The 14,628-nt window shown below is 44.9% G+C and carries 18 protein-coding genes; 9 read left to right on the top strand and 9 right to left on the bottom strand.

Annotated elements, in window-relative coordinates; all coding sequences use genetic code 11:
- Positions 1-181: 181 nt before the first annotated feature.
- The 3 genes from acs to SEDOR53_RS0101810 all read right to left on the bottom strand — a co-directional run bounded on the left by acs (position 182) and on the right by SEDOR53_RS0101810 (position 2,961).
- The gene (gene acs / locus SEDOR53_RS0101820; RefSeq protein WP_026768171.1) at positions 182-2,107 is read right to left on the bottom strand and encodes an acetate--CoA ligase; all 1,926 of its coding nucleotides are present in this window, start codon (positions 2,105-2,107) and stop codon (positions 182-184) included.
- 141 nt (positions 2,108-2,248) lie between these two features.
- Complete coding sequence (locus tag SEDOR53_RS16855; RefSeq protein WP_051416445.1) at positions 2,249-2,566, bottom strand: helix-turn-helix domain-containing protein; 318 nt, start codon at positions 2,564-2,566, stop codon at positions 2,249-2,251.
- An 8-nt stretch (positions 2,567-2,574) separates the two neighbouring features.
- Positions 2,575-2,961, bottom strand: coding sequence for a hypothetical protein (locus SEDOR53_RS0101810; protein WP_026768170.1), 387 nt, complete (start codon positions 2,959-2,961; stop codon positions 2,575-2,577).
- A 198-nt stretch (positions 2,962-3,159) separates the two neighbouring features.
- Between SEDOR53_RS0101810 and SEDOR53_RS0101805 the strand changes: the two genes are divergently transcribed.
- The 7 genes from SEDOR53_RS0101805 to nth all read left to right on the top strand — a co-directional run bounded on the left by SEDOR53_RS0101805 (position 3,160) and on the right by nth (position 8,482).
- The gene (locus SEDOR53_RS0101805) at positions 3,160-4,686 is read left to right on the top strand and encodes an MFS transporter (protein ID WP_026768169.1); all 1,527 of its coding nucleotides are present in this window, start codon (positions 3,160-3,162) and stop codon (positions 4,684-4,686) included.
- Between the two features lie 10 nt (positions 4,687-4,696).
- Positions 4,697-4,918 carry a DUF6814 family protein gene (locus tag SEDOR53_RS0101800; protein ID WP_026768168.1) on the top strand — a complete coding sequence of 74 codons (222 nt, stop codon included), beginning with the start codon at positions 4,697-4,699 and terminating at the stop codon, positions 4,916-4,918.
- Between the two features lie 9 nt (positions 4,919-4,927).
- A complete protein-coding gene (locus tag SEDOR53_RS0101795) occupies positions 4,928-5,626 on the top strand; it encodes an ATP-binding cassette domain-containing protein (protein ID WP_026768167.1) in 699 nt (232 codons plus the stop codon).
- A gap of 77 nt (positions 5,627-5,703) precedes the next feature.
- Complete coding sequence (gene eno, locus SEDOR53_RS0101790; RefSeq protein ID WP_026768166.1) at positions 5,704-6,996, top strand: phosphopyruvate hydratase; 1,293 nt, start codon at positions 5,704-5,706, stop codon at positions 6,994-6,996.
- Positions 6,997-7,161: 165 nt separating this feature from the next.
- Positions 7,162-7,464: a septum formation initiator family protein gene (locus SEDOR53_RS0101785; protein WP_026768165.1), complete on the top strand. Its 303-nt coding sequence runs from the start codon at positions 7,162-7,164 to the stop codon at positions 7,462-7,464.
- A gap of 100 nt (positions 7,465-7,564) precedes the next feature.
- Positions 7,565-7,789 (top strand): hypothetical protein, encoded by a 225-nt coding sequence (locus tag SEDOR53_RS0101780; RefSeq protein ID WP_037326085.1) that lies wholly within the window; start codon positions 7,565-7,567, stop codon positions 7,787-7,789.
- Positions 7,790-7,831: 42 nt separating this feature from the next.
- Complete coding sequence (gene nth, locus SEDOR53_RS0101775) at positions 7,832-8,482, top strand: endonuclease III (protein ID WP_026768163.1); 651 nt, start codon at positions 7,832-7,834, stop codon at positions 8,480-8,482.
- A 60-nt stretch (positions 8,483-8,542) separates the two neighbouring features.
- On the opposite strand, the gene SEDOR53_RS0101770 is transcribed toward nth, so the two are convergent.
- Positions 8,543-8,875, bottom strand: a complete 333-nt coding sequence (locus tag SEDOR53_RS0101770) for an MmcQ/YjbR family DNA-binding protein (protein WP_026768162.1) — start codon at positions 8,873-8,875, stop codon at positions 8,543-8,545.
- A gap of 146 nt (positions 8,876-9,021) precedes the next feature.
- Here SEDOR53_RS0101770 and SEDOR53_RS0101765 point away from each other — a divergent pair, with 146 nt between their 5' ends.
- A complete protein-coding gene (locus tag SEDOR53_RS0101765) occupies positions 9,022-9,534 on the top strand; it encodes an ATP-binding protein (protein ID WP_026768161.1) in 513 nt (170 codons plus the stop codon).
- A 38-nt stretch (positions 9,535-9,572) separates the two neighbouring features.
- On the opposite strand, the gene SEDOR53_RS0101760 is transcribed toward SEDOR53_RS0101765, so the two are convergent.
- The 4 genes from SEDOR53_RS0101760 to SEDOR53_RS16845 form a co-directional block, all read right to left on the bottom strand.
- Positions 9,573-10,007 (bottom strand): hypothetical protein, encoded by a 435-nt coding sequence (locus SEDOR53_RS0101760; RefSeq protein ID WP_026768160.1) that lies wholly within the window; start codon positions 10,005-10,007, stop codon positions 9,573-9,575.
- 302 nt (positions 10,008-10,309) lie between these two features.
- A protein-coding gene (locus tag SEDOR53_RS16850) for an IS3 family transposase (RefSeq protein WP_369751278.1) occupies positions 10,310-11,430 on the bottom strand; the annotation gives its coding sequence in 2 pieces (ribosomal slippage) (positions 10,310-11,169 and positions 11,169-11,430; 1,122 coding nt in all).
- Positions 11,357-11,746, bottom strand: coding sequence for a hypothetical protein (locus SEDOR53_RS18985; RefSeq protein WP_157576662.1), 390 nt, complete (start codon positions 11,744-11,746; stop codon positions 11,357-11,359). The genes SEDOR53_RS16850 and SEDOR53_RS18985 overlap by 74 nt, the downstream gene beginning before the upstream one ends.
- Before the next feature lie 19 nt (positions 11,747-11,765).
- Positions 11,766-12,356, bottom strand: coding sequence for a glycoside hydrolase family 19 protein (locus SEDOR53_RS16845; protein ID WP_051416444.1), 591 nt, complete (start codon positions 12,354-12,356; stop codon positions 11,766-11,768).
- 227 nt (positions 12,357-12,583) lie between these two features.
- Between SEDOR53_RS16845 and SEDOR53_RS16840 the strand changes: the two genes are divergently transcribed.
- Positions 12,584-12,916: a hypothetical protein gene (locus SEDOR53_RS16840; RefSeq protein ID WP_037360361.1), complete on the top strand. Its 333-nt coding sequence runs from the start codon at positions 12,584-12,586 to the stop codon at positions 12,914-12,916.
- A gap of 121 nt (positions 12,917-13,037) precedes the next feature.
- Here SEDOR53_RS16840 and SEDOR53_RS0101730 read toward each other — a convergent pair whose 3' ends face one another.
- Positions 13,038-14,621 carry an FMN-binding glutamate synthase family protein gene (locus SEDOR53_RS0101730; RefSeq protein ID WP_026768157.1) on the bottom strand — a complete coding sequence of 528 codons (1,584 nt, stop codon included), beginning with the start codon at positions 14,619-14,621 and terminating at the stop codon, positions 13,038-13,040.
- Between the last annotated feature and the right edge of the window lie 7 nt (positions 14,622-14,628).

Below are 14,628 nucleotides of genomic sequence, written 5' to 3'. Positions count from 1 at the left end.
ACGACTTATTTGATATTGGATTGCCTCGTTGTTTGGATGCCTTTTTTACTGCATTTGTTCGCTATTTGTTCGCTTAACAGCGAACAAATAGCGAAGCGGGGGTATATAAACAGCGAACAAACAGCGAACAAATACCGAATCAGGTATGGATTTGATAAGAAAGCATCTGGAACAATAATGATTATAACCTGCCATCTTTAATCTCATCCACCACTCCTGGGTCAAGCAATGTGCTGGTATCGCCCAATTGTTGTACTTCTCCTTCGGCGATCTTGCGCAGGATGCGGCGCATGATCTTACCGCTGCGGGTTTTTGGCAGGCCGCTTACAAACTGAATTTTATCGGGCTTGGCAATGGGGCCGATCACGCGTGTAACGGTTTGTAAAATATCCTTGCGGGTGAGCGATGGATCGTCCATGTGTGTGCCATTGTAGATCACATAAGCATAAATGCCCTGTCCCTTGATATCGTGCGGATAACCTACTACTGCACTTTCCACCACGCCCGCGTGCATGTTGATGGCATTCTCCACTTCAGCCGTACCAATGCGGTGGCCGCTCACATTCAATACATCGTCTACACGACCAGTGATGCGGTAAAAACCTTCGGAGTCTTTCAATGCACCATCACCCGTAAAGTACAGGTTCTCATAAGTAGCGAAATAATTCACGCGGCAACGTTCATGGTCGCCGTAAGTAGTGCGTATGATGGATGGCCAGGGGGCTTTGATACAAAGATTGCCACTGGTAATGCCATCCACGGCTTCGGTTATTTCATTTCCTTTTTCATCTACCAGTATGGGTTGTACGCCAGGCAATGGAAGCGTGGCCCAACTGGGTTTCGCGGGTGTGATGCCTGCTAAATTGGAGATCAATATGCCTCCTGTTTCGGTCTGCCACCAGGTATCTACAATGGGACATTTCTTTTTGCCCACATGTTCATCGTACCAATTCCAGGCTTCTTCGTTGATGGGTTCGCCTACGGTGCCCAGTACTTTCAGGGAAGAAAGGTCCTTACCCTGCAAAGGGCCTAAACCAAAACCCATAAGACTGCGGATGGCGGTGGGTGCAGTATAGAGAATGTTCACTTTGTATTTGTCTACAATATCCCAGAACCTGCCGGCGTCGGGCCAGGTGGGCACGCCTTCAAACAGTAGTGAAGTGGCGCCGGCACTCAACGGACCGTATACAATATAACTGTGCCCGGTGATCCAGCCGATATCAGCCGTACAGAAATGGATCTGTCCGGTCTGGTATTGGAACACGTTCACAAACGTGTAATTGGTGAAGAGCATATAGCCTGCACAACTGTGTACTACGCCTTTGGGCTTACCGGTAGAACCGGAAGTATATAATATGAAGAGCGGGTCTTCAGCATCCATCTCTTCCGCTTCAATATAATTGAGTCCTTTTTCTTCCACCTGCTTCATTTCTTCTTCCCACCAGAGATCGCGCCCCTTGAGCATGGAAACAGGCGTGCGGGTACGGGTGCATACGATCACTTTCTTAACGGTCTTGTTACCGATCAATGCATCGTCGATCACACTCTTCAATGGAATATCTTTTGCGCCGCGGTAAGCGCCATCACAGGTAACAATGTATTCGGCCTGCGCGTCTTCGAGCCTGTCGGCAATACTTTGTGCAGAAAAGCCACCGAATATCACCGAGTGGATCGCGCCGATGCGGGCAGTGGCCAGCACAGCGATGGCCAGTTCGGGGATCATACCCATGTAAATACAAACACGGTCGCCTTTTTTAACGCCGTTGTTCTTCAGTACATGTGCAAACTGGCAAACTTTTTCGTGCAGTTTTCTATAAGTAAGTATGCGATGATGTTCTTCGGGATCATTGGGTTCCCAGATGATGGCGGGCTGGTTGCCACGAGTTTCAAGATAACGGTCGAGGCAGTTTTCCGTGATATTCAGTTTCGCGCCTTTGAACCACTCCACTTTGGGTTCTTTGAAATTCCAGTTCACCACTTCATCCCATTTCCGGCGCCAGGTAAAATGCTCTGCAATGGAGCCCCAGAAACCGGCGGGGTCTTCTATGCTTTTTTCATACTCACTTTTGTATTCATGGAAGGACTTGATCTGGTAGGGATATGACATGACAATCGACGCTTTTAGGGCCATAAATATACGCTGTGTGCAGCGCTTCTAAAAAATATAACCATGAAGAAATAACTAACAATCGTTTGCGTAATTGAACAAAATTCAACCTGTTACTGTATTGAGAAGCAATACCATCATCTAGCCCATGACTGTAAGCCGTTTTCGTTTCGTTTTAGATTTAACCTTGCCGTTAATGTAATCTGGCATAGGCACAAAAGAAAGACAGGGTGCCGCACCAATATGCAAGGATATCTCGATCAATTTCTGCAAGGTAAAATTAAAATGCCCGTTAAGTACCTGGCTGATATACCCTTTGGATACCCCTAATTCATTGGCCAATGCCGTTTGATTGATCTGGTGATCGTCCATATATTTTTTAACGGCGTAGGCAAGATCGTTTTGAATGGTCTCCATCCAAAATTCCTGGGTACATACCAATTTTTGCATTGGAAGCATAACGATAATTATTTGGTGTTAAGATATAATTGTTTAATCCTTCTGAATTGACGAATATCATCCACTTGCGTAGATTTCCTTCCACCCCAAACGATGATGTTGCCGGTTTGTTTTTCCCTAAAAATATAAACCCGCAAATCTTTTGTCTTGATCTCATATTCATCTGATAAGCCCACACTTCCCTTCAGGCGTTTGAACTTTGTTTCAGGAACAGGAAGATCATTAATGATACGATATAATATTGCCTGGATGGAATTCAGTTGCCCTGACACTGACCTGTCTTTTTTTATCTTTTTCTCGAATACATCGAAATAAATGTGCCCGTCCTTTTCAAGCTTGAAAATAGGGTGGGTTCCTTCCAATTCCCCAATCCTGTGCAATACAAATGTAGGCATAAATGTTTATTTATAACTAAACTTTTTATTTTCTCCTAACAAAACTAAAAAGACTCGCTCCGGGCAGACCGGAGTATAAAATTTCCTTGAAAACAGCATCCATGAACAGTTGTTTCGACCTCCGGCAGATAAATATCTTTGACAGGGGTTTTGACATATGAACGCTTTGCAGTAAGTTGAACGCAGATTGCAAAATTTATGAACCAAACGAAAGGTATCTGGCACGTGATCACCGCGTCATCCGTAGGCACGCTGATAGAATGGTACGACTTTTATATTTTCGGCAGCCTGGCTACTGTGATCGCCGATCAGTTCTTTCCCAAAACCAATCCTACCGCTGCATTGCTGTCAACATTGGCCACCTTTGCCGCCGGTTTTATTGTGCGTCCTTTTGGTGCGCTGGTATTTGGCCGCCTGGGCGATCTGATTGGAAGGAAATACACTTTTTTGCTCACCCTGATTTTAATGGGTGGTTCCACATTTGCTATTGGACTGGTACCAGGTTATGAAACCATTGGTTTTGCAGCGCCGGTAATTGTGTTGTTGTTGCGACTGCTACAAGGTCTCGCACTCGGTGGCGAATACGGCGGTGCTGCCACTTATGTAGCAGAGCATGCACCCGCGCACAGAAGAGGATATTTTACTTCCTGGATACAAACCACGGCTACATTGGGTTTGTTCGTTTCGCTGGGCGTGATCCTGCTCACACGTCATGCACTCGATAACGACCAGGCACGATCCATTGCCAAGTTCAACAGTTGGGGATGGCGCATTCCTTTCCTGGTTTCCATCCTGCTGGTAATCGTATCCGTTTATATACGGTTGAAGATGAAAGAATCGCCGTTGTTCGCACAACTCAAGCAAGAAGGAAAAACAGCGGTGAATCCATTGAAAGAAAGTTTTGGTCACAAGACCAATCTCAAAATGGTGTTGCTGGCTTTATTCGGAGCTACAATGGGACAAGGCGTTGTATGGTACACAGGACAATTCTATGCACAATCGTTCATCGAGAATGTGTGCAAGGTAGAGTTCGATCAGTCGCGCACCCTGCTCATCTGGTCCATCTTGTTTGCCACACCTTTCTTTGTGGTCTTCGGAAGCTGGAGTGATAAGGTCGGGCGTAAATGGATCATGCTGATAGGTATGCTGCTGGCTGTGTGTACATATAAACCATTGTTCAGGCAACTGCTCACCATCACCGATCTCAGCAGCAGAAAAGAAGTAGTGGATATGGGCGAAAAAAAGTCCACCCTGCTGCCCATTGGCAATACGGGCAACTACCTGCGCACAGTGGTGAACAAAACACATTACGACGATGGCTCGGTATTGAACACTACCACAAAAGACACATTGTACAGCGACCCCGCCAAAACAACACGGAAGCCTGAAATCAAAACAGCCAAACTGATGGACAGCAGCAGTTACTGGAAAATGGTATTCGTGGTATTTATTATGATATTGTATGTAACCATGGTGTATGGTCCTATTGCGGCTTTCCTGGTGGAACTGTTCCCTACGCGCATTCGTTATACGTCCATGTCGCTGCCTTATCATATTGGTAATGGCGTATTCGGTGGACTCACACCTTTCATCGCCACCTTACTGGCCACCGTTTATACATCAGATAAACTGGCGGGGTTGATGTATCCCATTATCGTAGCAGCCATCAGTCTGGTAGTGGGTGCGTTGTATCTCACCGGTAAAAAGAAGGATGTTGATCTTTAAATCTTTATATATGAATCAGCTTAGACGAATAGCCGGCATCCTCTGGATCTTATTAGGACCTGCCGCCATTTATTTTCTCATTAAAACAGCTGCAGCAGAAATTGCGCAAAAGCCCGATACCAGCACTATTATTCAATGGAGCGTGTTTGTGCTGGTCTTTGTTCCCATTGCGGTAGGATTGGTCATATTTGGTTATTATGCTTTCAGGGGCGAATACGATGCAAACGACTAATTTTGGCGCATGTCGATTGAAGTAAAAGAACTGAGTAAACAGTATGGCGAACAGAAAGCGGTAGACGGTATTTCTTTCAGCGCAAAAAAAGGAGAGATTGTAGGCTTCCTGGGTCCCAACGGCGCAGGCAAGAGTACTACCATGAAAATGATCACCGGCTACCTGCAACCCGATGGCGGTACCGCTGCCGTTGAAGGGTTTGATGTACGCACAAATCCGCTGGAAGTAAAGCGCAAAACCGGTTACCTGCCGGAAGCCAATCCGCTCTATTATGATATGTATGTGAAGGAGTACCTGGCATTTATTGCCGGTGTGCATAAAGTGGGTGATGTGAAGAAGGAAACGGAAAGGGTGATCGACCTTACGGGCCTGCAGGCAGAAAGCCATAAGAAGATCGGGCAGTTGTCTAAAGGATACAAACAGCGGGTGGGACTGGCCGCGGCCCTGGTACACAATCCCGAAGTGCTGATACTGGATGAGCCCACCAGCGGACTGGACCCCAACCAGATCGTTGAGATCAGGCAGGTGATCAAAGAGCAGGGGCGCGATAAAACGGTGTTGTTTTCTTCTCATATCCTGCAGGAGGTGGAAGCCATCTGCGACCGGGTGATCATCATCAACAAAGGCCGTATTGTGGCCGACGACCGGCTGGAAAGCCTGCTGGAAGGTGGAAAACTGGAAGACGTATTCCGCAGTTTGACCCGCTAAAACACAGGCAAATCCGTAAATTGCGGCCTCAAGCAACGTAAAACCTCAAAAATCATAAACCTAACAAGCAATCGAACATGAGTTACATTATTGAAGTACATGCAAGACAAATATTGGACAGCCGCGGTAATCCTACGGTGGAAGTGGATGTGGTGACCGACGACGGTGCCCTGGGCCGTGCAGCCGTTCCGAGCGGCGCCAGCACCGGTATTCACGAAGCGGTGGAACTGCGCGATAACGATAAAAAGAAATATGGCGGCAAAGGCGTACTGAAAGCGGTGAACAACGTGAACGATGTCATTGCAGAAGCCATTGTTGGTTTTGATGTTACCGAACAAGCTGCTATTGATGCTGCGATGATCGCACTCGATGGTACTCCCAATAAAGGCAAGCTGGGCGCGAACGCCTTGCTCGCTGTGAGCATGGCGGTAGCCAAAGCGGCAGCCGAAGAAGCAGCCCTGCCTTTGTATCGTTATATCGGTGGTACCAATGCCAAAACACTGCCCATCCCCATGATGAATATCCTCAACGGTGGTGCGCATGCCGATAACAAAATTGATTTCCAGGAATTCATGATTATGCCCGTAGGCGCTCCTTCTTTCAGTGAAGGTTTGCGTTGGGGCGTAGAGATCTTCCATACCCTCAAAGGTGTATTGAAGAAAAAAGGATACAGCACCAACGTGGGCGACGAAGGTGGTTTCGCTCCCAATATCCAGAGCAATGAAGAAGCGATTGAAACCGTGCTGGAATCCATCACCGCTGCCGGATACAAAACCGGTTCACAGATCGTGATTGCCATGGATGCCGCCAACAGCGAACTCTGGGATGCCAAAAAGAAAAAATACGTTTTCCATAAGAGCAGCGGCAAAGCCCTCAGCAGCGATGAACTGGTGAAATTCTGGGAGAAATGGGTGAAACAATATCCTATCGTATCTATTGAAGACGGTATGGCCGAAGACGACTGGAATGGCTGGAAAGCCCTTACCGACACCGTTGGCAGCAAATGCCAGTTGGTAGGAGATGACCTGTTTGTAACCAATGTAGAGCGTTTGCAGACCGGTATCGATAAAAAGATCGGCAATGGTCTGCTGGTGAAAGTAAACCAGATCGGAACCGTAACCGAAACCATCAACGCCGTAACCCTGGCGCAACACAATGGCTACAATACCATCATGAGCCACAGGAGCGGTGAAACAGAAGATACCACTATTGCCGACCTGGCGGTAGCCCTGAACTGCGGACAGATCAAGACCGGCTCCGCTTCCCGTACCGATCGTATGGCTAAGTACAACCAATTGATCAGGATCGAAGAAATGCTGGGAGAAACTGCGATCTACCCCAAAGGCAAGATCAAGTTCGGAAAGAAATAATTTTTGATCATCATCCTGGGCGAGCAAAGAACGTCATCCTGAGCGAGCGAAGCGAGTCGAAGGACCTGCCGGGTATTCGGGCAGATCCCTCGGCTGCGCTCGGGATGACGATCAATGTCGCTCAGGATGACGATTTTAATAAAAAATTTCTTATAATTTTAGGGTATGAAAAAAGCCGCTTCTTTCCTCACCAACAAATACCTCCTGGTATCAGCCTTCTTTGTGGTGTGGATGCTTTTTTTCGACCAGCGCGATTTTTTCCAACAGCGCGAAAAGCTGGGTGAGTTAAAAAAACTGGAGACCCAGAAAAAATATTACCAGCAGGAAATAGAAAAGGCCCGTAAAGAACTCACCGATATCCAGCATAACCCGGCCGCCCTGGAAAAACTGGCCCGGGAACGTTACCTGATGAAAAAAGACGGGGAGGATATTTATATTATTGAAGATTCCCTGACCGCCGGAAAATAATCCGGATATAATTTCGTTGCGCTTTTCCTTACAATATTGTTTTCCCCGAGCCGTTTTAATAACGGGTGGTATCTACCGGTATCAATCGCTGTTATTAAATATGAAAAAAATCAAGGAAGAGGACCTGATATTGTACCTCTATAAAGAATGTTCTCCGTCGCTGAAAGCAGCAATTGATCAGGCTTTGGAAATGCACAATTTAGAAGTGGAGGAAAAACTGGCCATGCTGCAACGCAGTATCCGGCAGTTGAATAAACTAAAGCTCAAATCCCCCTCCCGGTTATCGGTCAAGACCATACTCAAGTACGCGAAGAGTAAGCATTAGGCGCTGTTTTAAATCAATTGCTAAGGCTTAACTTTACTGCGCATGACCAAAAAAGAGCGATACCAGTTTGTAATTGATTATTTTGAAAAGCACATGCCGGTTGCAGAAACCGAGCTCACCTACGACAATCCCTTTGAATTACTGGTAGCGGTGATCCTTTCGGCCCAATGCACAGATAAGCGCGTGAACATGACCACCCCGGATATTTTCAAACGATATCCCACAGTGCAAAAAATGTCCAAAGCAACATTCGATGATTTGTTCCCGCTGATCAAAAGCATTTCCTATCCCAACAACAAGACCAAACACCTGATAGGAATGTCCCAGATGCTGATGGAGCAATTCAACGGCGAAGTGCCCATGACAGTAGAAGAATTGATAAAGCTACCCGGTGTGGGAAGAAAGACGGCGAATGTGATTACCAGTGTTATCGATGCCCAGCCTAATATGGCCGTTGACACGCATGTATTCCGTGTAAGCAAACGCCTGGCGCTGGTGAGTGAAAAAGCATCTACTCCGTTGGCAGTAGAAAAAGAACTCATCAAATACATACCGAAGGAGCTCATACACAAAGCGCACCACTGGCTCATTCTACATGGCCGCTATACATGCCTCGCACGTAACCCTAAATGCGGAGAGTGTGGATTGAAGGAGATATGCAAATACTACCAAAAGGAAAGAACGTCATCCTGAGCGAGCGAAGCGAGTCGAAGGACCTGCTTGAACACTCGTGATGACGTATCGGATTAAATATTATTTTTTCTTCGTACCCGCCACCAGTGCATAAGAATCATCAATGAACTGCTGCAGTTGCTTGGATGATAGTACCCCATTTACGATCACCGTATTCCAGTGCTTTTTATTCATGTGATAACCGGGCAATACCGTATCGGGATATTGTTCCCGCAATTCTATGGCTGTATCCGGATCGCATTTGACATTGAACTGCAAAGGCTGTTCATCCATACCGCATAATAAGAACATTTTTCCCTTCACTTTAAAGACCAATGTGTCTGGGCCGAATGGAAGGGTTTCTTCCACATCCGGCTTGCTTAAAGCATAGGTTCTCAGTTGTTCAATATCCATGATTTTTTATCAATGAAGTTATTTAGACTTTTAAAATTTGAAGACAATCCCTCGCCTGTAAAGATCGTTAAAAGGATCGCTCGTCAGCAATGCGGACTTCTATCCGGCCCAATTGAATTGTAAATCAATGTTTTAGTTGTTCTGCTATGTTCAAATGGCGAACTCCACCACACTGTCCCTGTGGTTATTACAATCATCCGGAAAAACTGTACCTGTCCGCCCTGCGCTGTGCAGAAATACCTCAACAAAGTGTATCCGGTCCACTGTTAGATCGCATCGACCTGTATGTTGAAGTAACACCTGTAGTATTCACTGAGTTGAATAATGACAGGCAAGCGGAAAGTCCCATCTCCATCCGCGAACACGTAATGGCTGCACGCAATCTGCAAGCTGAACGGTATAAAGAGCACCCGGGCATTTATGCCAATGCACAGATCAATACCCAACTAATGCGTGAATATTGTCGGTTGAACAATAGCTGTAATAACCTGTTGACAAAAGCCATGGAATGCCTCAATCTAAGTGCCCGTGCATACGACCGCATCCTGAAAGTAAGCTGCACCATCGCAAATCTGAATACCAGCCAGGAAATCCGGCCAGAACACCTTGCCGATGCCATTCAATACAGGAGTCTGGATAGAGAAGGATGTGCAGGGTAGTTGTGGATTTGAATTGAAGGGAAATTTTTATTTTCTCTTTAATACCCGCTCTTCTTTTGGACTTTCGAATCCTTAACTCTTTTAAATGTAGAAGCTTGAGGTAAATACAGCATACGTATAGAAAGTATTTTTGAATTTAACTCCTCAATTTCATAGCAGTCTGTCTTTCCATTAACTGTATTTTTAAGATTAAGGTAACTTATTTTCTCAGTATCAGCGGAGTCGATCTTCTCTTCACATTCCACATGTCCAGTTGTAACCTTGTACTGATAAATCGTCGGATGCACATCAAGGCCGTATTCATAACATTCCATGTTTGCTTTAAATACAAGCTTCCATCTCTTAATACCCATACCTACCCATGTTCCAGTAATTTGTGTATTAATGATTCCTTCATTTTTCTGACAAAGTCCTGAAACACTAAACGACATAATAATCACAGCTAATAATAAGATTCTTTTAAAAAAAATCATTTATAAAAATTTTAGAGTTAGACTTGTTTAGGGGCGTTTAATGGATATTATTGTTTTGTAAATAACAACATTGGCCCGCCGTCCACTGTTTTAAGTGATAAATGATCAGTTATACCATGTATTTCATAACATTGGTATGATCCATCTGAAGCATCATACAATTGAAGATATGCGGTTTGTTCGTTTTCATCAATTAAAACATCAACGCCACATTGTGGAGACGAATTCGAAATTGAATAATTATAGGTAGCTAAAAGTTCATTATTGTAATAGTGTCGGCTCCCCTTTATTTTTACCCACGCTTAGTTAGAGTTTTCTAAGATAAGGTTTTTTCGTTCTTCCATCATTTGCGCATACCTGATCGGTGAGAGATAACCTAACGATTTGTGTGGTCGTTCAGTGTTATAGTCGATCCTCCACTCTTCGGTCTGTTCTCTCACTTCTGACAAACGATAAAACAGGTAAGCATTCAATACTTCTCTTCTGATGCTTCCATTCTTCCTTTCTATGTATGCATTTTGTGTGGGTTTCCCCGGTTGAATAAATTGTATCGTAATCTGTCTTTGCTCATCATTGCACCACTCTTCCAGTTTGTGGCTGATAAACTCTGGGCCATTGTCGCAACGGATATTGGCAGGCTTGCCTCGCTGAACAATCAGTCTTTCCAGTACCCTGATCACCCTGAGTGCCGGAAGTGAGGTGTCAACCTCTATCGCCAGCGATTCACGGTTAAAATCATCCATCACATTGAACAATCGGAACCTTCTGCCATCTACGAGCGTGTCGGTCATAAAATCAATGCTCCATACCTGGTTAGGTGCTGTTGGAACGTTTAAGGGTTGCTTTATCCGCTCTGGGAGCCGTTTCTTGCCTCTGCGACGGATATTCAGCTTCATATCTGTGTATACCCGATAGATCCGTTTATGATTCCATTCATGCCCTTTATTCCAAAGACGATAGCAACACTGCCAAAATCCAATGGCAACATGTTTGGTTGTTAAAACCGTCAGTGCATCCTGAACTTCACTGTCATCCTTAGGTTTTGGTTGATACCGGTAGGTGTTGCGGGATATACCTGCCAGTTCGCACGCCTTACGGTTACTTAACTGCTCTTCTTCCATCAGATGATGAACAGTTTCCCGTTTCGCTTCAGGCGTTAAAACTTTTTTGCGATCAGGTTCTTCATTGCCCGGTTCTCCAGGCTTAACTCCGCCACGATCTTCTTGTACTCACTGATCTCAGCTTCCATCTGCTTCATTTTTACAACATCACTCACTTCCATGCCTCCATACTTAGCCTTCCAATTGTAAAACGTTGCTTCGCTGATACCCATCTCTCGGGCAATCTCTTTAACAGCAATTCCTGATTCCTGTTTCTTCATTGCAGATACAATCTGCGCTTCGGTAAATCTTCCTTTTTTCATGTGTTTCAAAGTTTAAAGTTAACAAGCTTTTGGTCGTTAACTCTAACCTCACATGGGTAACATTCAGGGGAAGCTTACAATAGCTATAGCAATTGCCACTGGCATCAAAAACCCATTTAGACAAATTGTCATCATCAGAAATAAATGTGCCGACAATATTATTTTGATCATCAATCAAATATTGTGACACCGGTGGTGGAGCCGGAGTTTTCGGAGAAAAGTAACGAGAATATCCTGGTAACCATATTACACAGACAATAACTATCGTAGTTACTGTTAAAATAAACACAGTCTTTTTGAATGATATCTTTTTCATAATATTTATTTTAATATTATTAATAACAGTTAATATTTGCTTTAGCAGCCAAAAATTGTGTCCTGCGTTGTGCAAGTCCATGAGTTCCACCATTTACTCGCCTTGAAACCTTATCCACGGGTGTTGCCGCAGTTACATCAATCCTGTCCAACACATTTGTTTTAAAGAACCACATTGCACTTATTACAGCTACATTGGGATCTGTTAAAAGCAGATCAGGGTTCGAAACAGGATCAATAGATGGTTGGAAGTTTGCATTGTAAAAATCCTTGAATTTCTGATAATTATATCTTCCAGTTAACATGATAATACCTCTTCCTCGATACTTGTAGCCATCTCCCGTAGTAGCGTCCCCATTACCATTTCGTCTTCCGTATACGAAGTTAAGAATTCTTTGAGGGTCGCCAACCCAATTATTGGGGTTCTCTTTCGCAGGGTCAGTAAACGAAAACCTATTTGGCCAAATAGTTGCAAGATTCTGTGCTGTATAATTTGTTTTTTCTTGCCTGAACAGGCTTGAAAAACCTCCTGATTCGACATATGCTTGTGATAAGAAGAATTGGATTTTTTCTTTCGTATCAAAACCAAAAGTACCTCCATACTTATTCACGATACCAGCTAATGTGTAGCCTTCCGTGTTTTTGAAGCCTTATCATTTTTGTAGCCAAGTTCTTTGAATTGCTTCGTAACCTTAAAGGGTACAAGGCGCATATTGCGATCGCTAAAAAAGATCTAAACATTTTTAACCATAGGTGCAATAATAACCCAACAGCGTTTTATTTTGATGTACTGCATCATTTACTCAATGGCAGGCTGCGCAACTCAAACTGCCGATATATGCTTTACCTTTCTCAAAGAGGTAATAATTCCTTGCATAGGTTTCAAAGTGCAGTGGATAAGGCTTTAGCTGCAAAGGAATTTGAAACTGATGCATCGATAAAATACAATCTTGAAATTGTATCAAGCACAGAAATGCCGGAGTTAAGTATTATCGATTACCTGATGTGGGCAGTACAGCGGAAATTACTAAAAGGGGAAAGCCGGTATTTTGATGCGCTGAAAGACAAATACGCCAACCCTGCTAAACTTGTACGAAGAGGAAGAGCAATAAAAAAGCTAAAAAATCTTTTTGCCCCCGTGCCACTCTTGGCAACACCCATCATGGGATGAGATATGCAGGCTCAAAACTCTTTAGCAATACAAATATACGAAAATGTTGTAAAAAGAAGCAAACAGGATACTATTTTGTACTTACTAATAGCTCATGCACATTTACACATTAGGAGTAACATTACCACCGGTCTATTTCCGCCATTGCATAATCGTGTTGATACCGGTCAGGTATATGGCCATTCCGCATGCACCCGGCTTGCAATGACGGGAAGATATCTTCAAGAGTTCTTACTTCATTCATAAACACCCTGCGGTATATATGCGAGCGCGTGAGCTTTTTATAATCATCGATACCAGCGGCGCCTAACAGTTCAACAAAACTGCTCACAGTGGCTGCATGATAATTGGCCACGCGTTGTTTTTTATCGGCTACTACCAGTCCAACCGATAGGGAAGGATCCTGTGTAGCAACGCCCGTAGGACATTTATTGGTATTACATTGCAGCGCCTGTATACATCCCAGCGCCATCATCATGGCGCGTGCACTGTTGCAGGCATCGGCGCCCAATGCAAAAGCCCGAACCAGGTGGAAGCCCGATAATATCTTGCCCGATGCAATGATCTTGATATGCTCCCGGATACCGAAACCGGTAAGCATGTTGTGCACGAACGCAAGCCCGTCGAGCATGGGAGCGCCCACATAATTGGAAAACTCCTGCGGCGCTGCGCCGGTACCGCCTTCTGCGCCGTCTACCGTAATAAAATCGGGATAGATATCGAGCTCGATCATGGCTTTGCAGATGCCAATGAATTCACTTTTGCGGCCAATACATAATTTGAAACCTGTCGGCTTGCCATCAGATAGATCGCGGAGTCGTTGGATGAACAATACCAACTCGCGTGGCGTGCTGAAAGCACTGTGATAAGTAGGAGAGTACACAGTGGTATATGGTTCTACATGACGGATGGCGGCGATCTCCGGTGTATTCTTCTTGCCGGGAAGTATGCCACCGTGACCAGGCTTGGCGCCCTGTGAAATCTTCAGCTCAATCATCTTTACTTGCGGCAACAAGGCATTCTCGCGGAAACCTTCATTAGAGAACAACCCATCTTTGTCGCGACAACCGAAATAACCGGTACCTATTTGCCAAATAATATCGCCGCCATGTTTCAGGTGATAAGGACTGATACCACCCTCTCCTGTATTGTGTGCAAAACCGCCGATTAACGCACCGGCATTGAGCGCTTCAATGGCATTCGGACTCAACGAACCAAAACTCATGGCCGACACATTGAGGATACTGCAGGAATAAGGTTGTTTACATCCTTTATTGCCTACGAGCATGCGCGGCTGGTGATCGAGTTTATGAAAATCTTTGGGTGCGATGGAATGACTCATCCATTCGTATCCTTCTGCATAAACATCCAGTTGCGTACCGAAGGGCATGGTGTCTGTTTGCTGCTTGGCACGCTGGTAAATGGTAGAACGATCAATGCGGTTGATGGGACGTCCGTCGATATCCGACTCTACAAAATACTGGTACAGCTTCGGACGGAGATCTTCCATCCAGAAACGCATCCTGCCTACTACAGGATAAGTACGCATGATGGAATGTTTGACCTGGATCATATCATAAATGCCCATCAACACCAGGGGTAATACCAGGAGCAGCAGCCAGAGCCAGCCTATTCCGAGAAAATATGCCAATACAGTGATCAGCAATAATGCCAGGATTGAACCAAGGATAAAGATCTTTCGCATGTCGTAT

Source organism: Asinibacterium sp. OR53, from assembly GCF_000515315.1.
Lineage (GTDB): Bacteria > Bacteroidota > Bacteroidia > Chitinophagales > Chitinophagaceae > Sediminibacterium.
Note: the sequence above shows the minus strand (reverse complement) of the source record. Positions and strands in the feature narration are given on the sequence as shown.

What these genes read in the sequence shown, in the direction of transcription:
- acs (WP_026768171.1), bottom strand. Translation starts at nt 2,107, where the DNA reads ATGTCATATCCCTACCAGATCAAGTCCTTCCATGAATACAAAAGTGAG.
- SEDOR53_RS16855 (WP_051416445.1), bottom strand. Translation starts at nt 2,566, where the DNA reads ATGCTTCCAATGCAAAAATTGGTATGTACCCAGGAATTTTGGATGGAG.
- SEDOR53_RS0101810 (WP_026768170.1), bottom strand. Translation starts at nt 2,961, where the DNA reads ATGCCTACATTTGTATTGCACAGGATTGGGGAATTGGAAGGAACCCAC.
- SEDOR53_RS0101805 (WP_026768169.1), top strand. Translation starts at nt 3,160, where the DNA reads ATGAACCAAACGAAAGGTATCTGGCACGTGATCACCGCGTCATCCGTA.
- SEDOR53_RS0101800 (WP_026768168.1), top strand. Translation starts at nt 4,697, where the DNA reads ATGAATCAGCTTAGACGAATAGCCGGCATCCTCTGGATCTTATTAGGA.
- SEDOR53_RS0101795 (WP_026768167.1), top strand. Translation starts at nt 4,928, where the DNA reads ATGTCGATTGAAGTAAAAGAACTGAGTAAACAGTATGGCGAACAGAAA.
- eno (WP_026768166.1), top strand. Translation starts at nt 5,704, where the DNA reads ATGAGTTACATTATTGAAGTACATGCAAGACAAATATTGGACAGCCGC.
- SEDOR53_RS0101785 (WP_026768165.1), top strand. Translation starts at nt 7,162, where the DNA reads ATGAAAAAAGCCGCTTCTTTCCTCACCAACAAATACCTCCTGGTATCA.
- SEDOR53_RS0101780 (WP_037326085.1), top strand. Translation starts at nt 7,565, where the DNA reads ATGAAAAAAATCAAGGAAGAGGACCTGATATTGTACCTCTATAAAGAA.
- nth (WP_026768163.1), top strand. Translation starts at nt 7,832, where the DNA reads ATGACCAAAAAAGAGCGATACCAGTTTGTAATTGATTATTTTGAAAAG.
- SEDOR53_RS0101770 (WP_026768162.1), bottom strand. Translation starts at nt 8,875, where the DNA reads ATGGATATTGAACAACTGAGAACCTATGCTTTAAGCAAGCCGGATGTG.
- SEDOR53_RS0101765 (WP_026768161.1), top strand. Translation starts at nt 9,022, where the DNA reads ATGTTCAAATGGCGAACTCCACCACACTGTCCCTGTGGTTATTACAAT.
- SEDOR53_RS0101760 (WP_026768160.1), bottom strand. Translation starts at nt 10,007, where the DNA reads ATGATTTTTTTTAAAAGAATCTTATTATTAGCTGTGATTATTATGTCG.
- SEDOR53_RS18985 (WP_157576662.1), bottom strand. Translation starts at nt 11,746, where the DNA reads ATGAAAAAGATATCATTCAAAAAGACTGTGTTTATTTTAACAGTAACT.
- SEDOR53_RS16840 (WP_037360361.1), top strand. Translation starts at nt 12,584, where the DNA reads ATGCTTTACCTTTCTCAAAGAGGTAATAATTCCTTGCATAGGTTTCAA.
- SEDOR53_RS0101730 (WP_026768157.1), bottom strand. Translation starts at nt 14,621, where the DNA reads ATGCGAAAGATCTTTATCCTTGGTTCAATCCTGGCATTATTGCTGATC.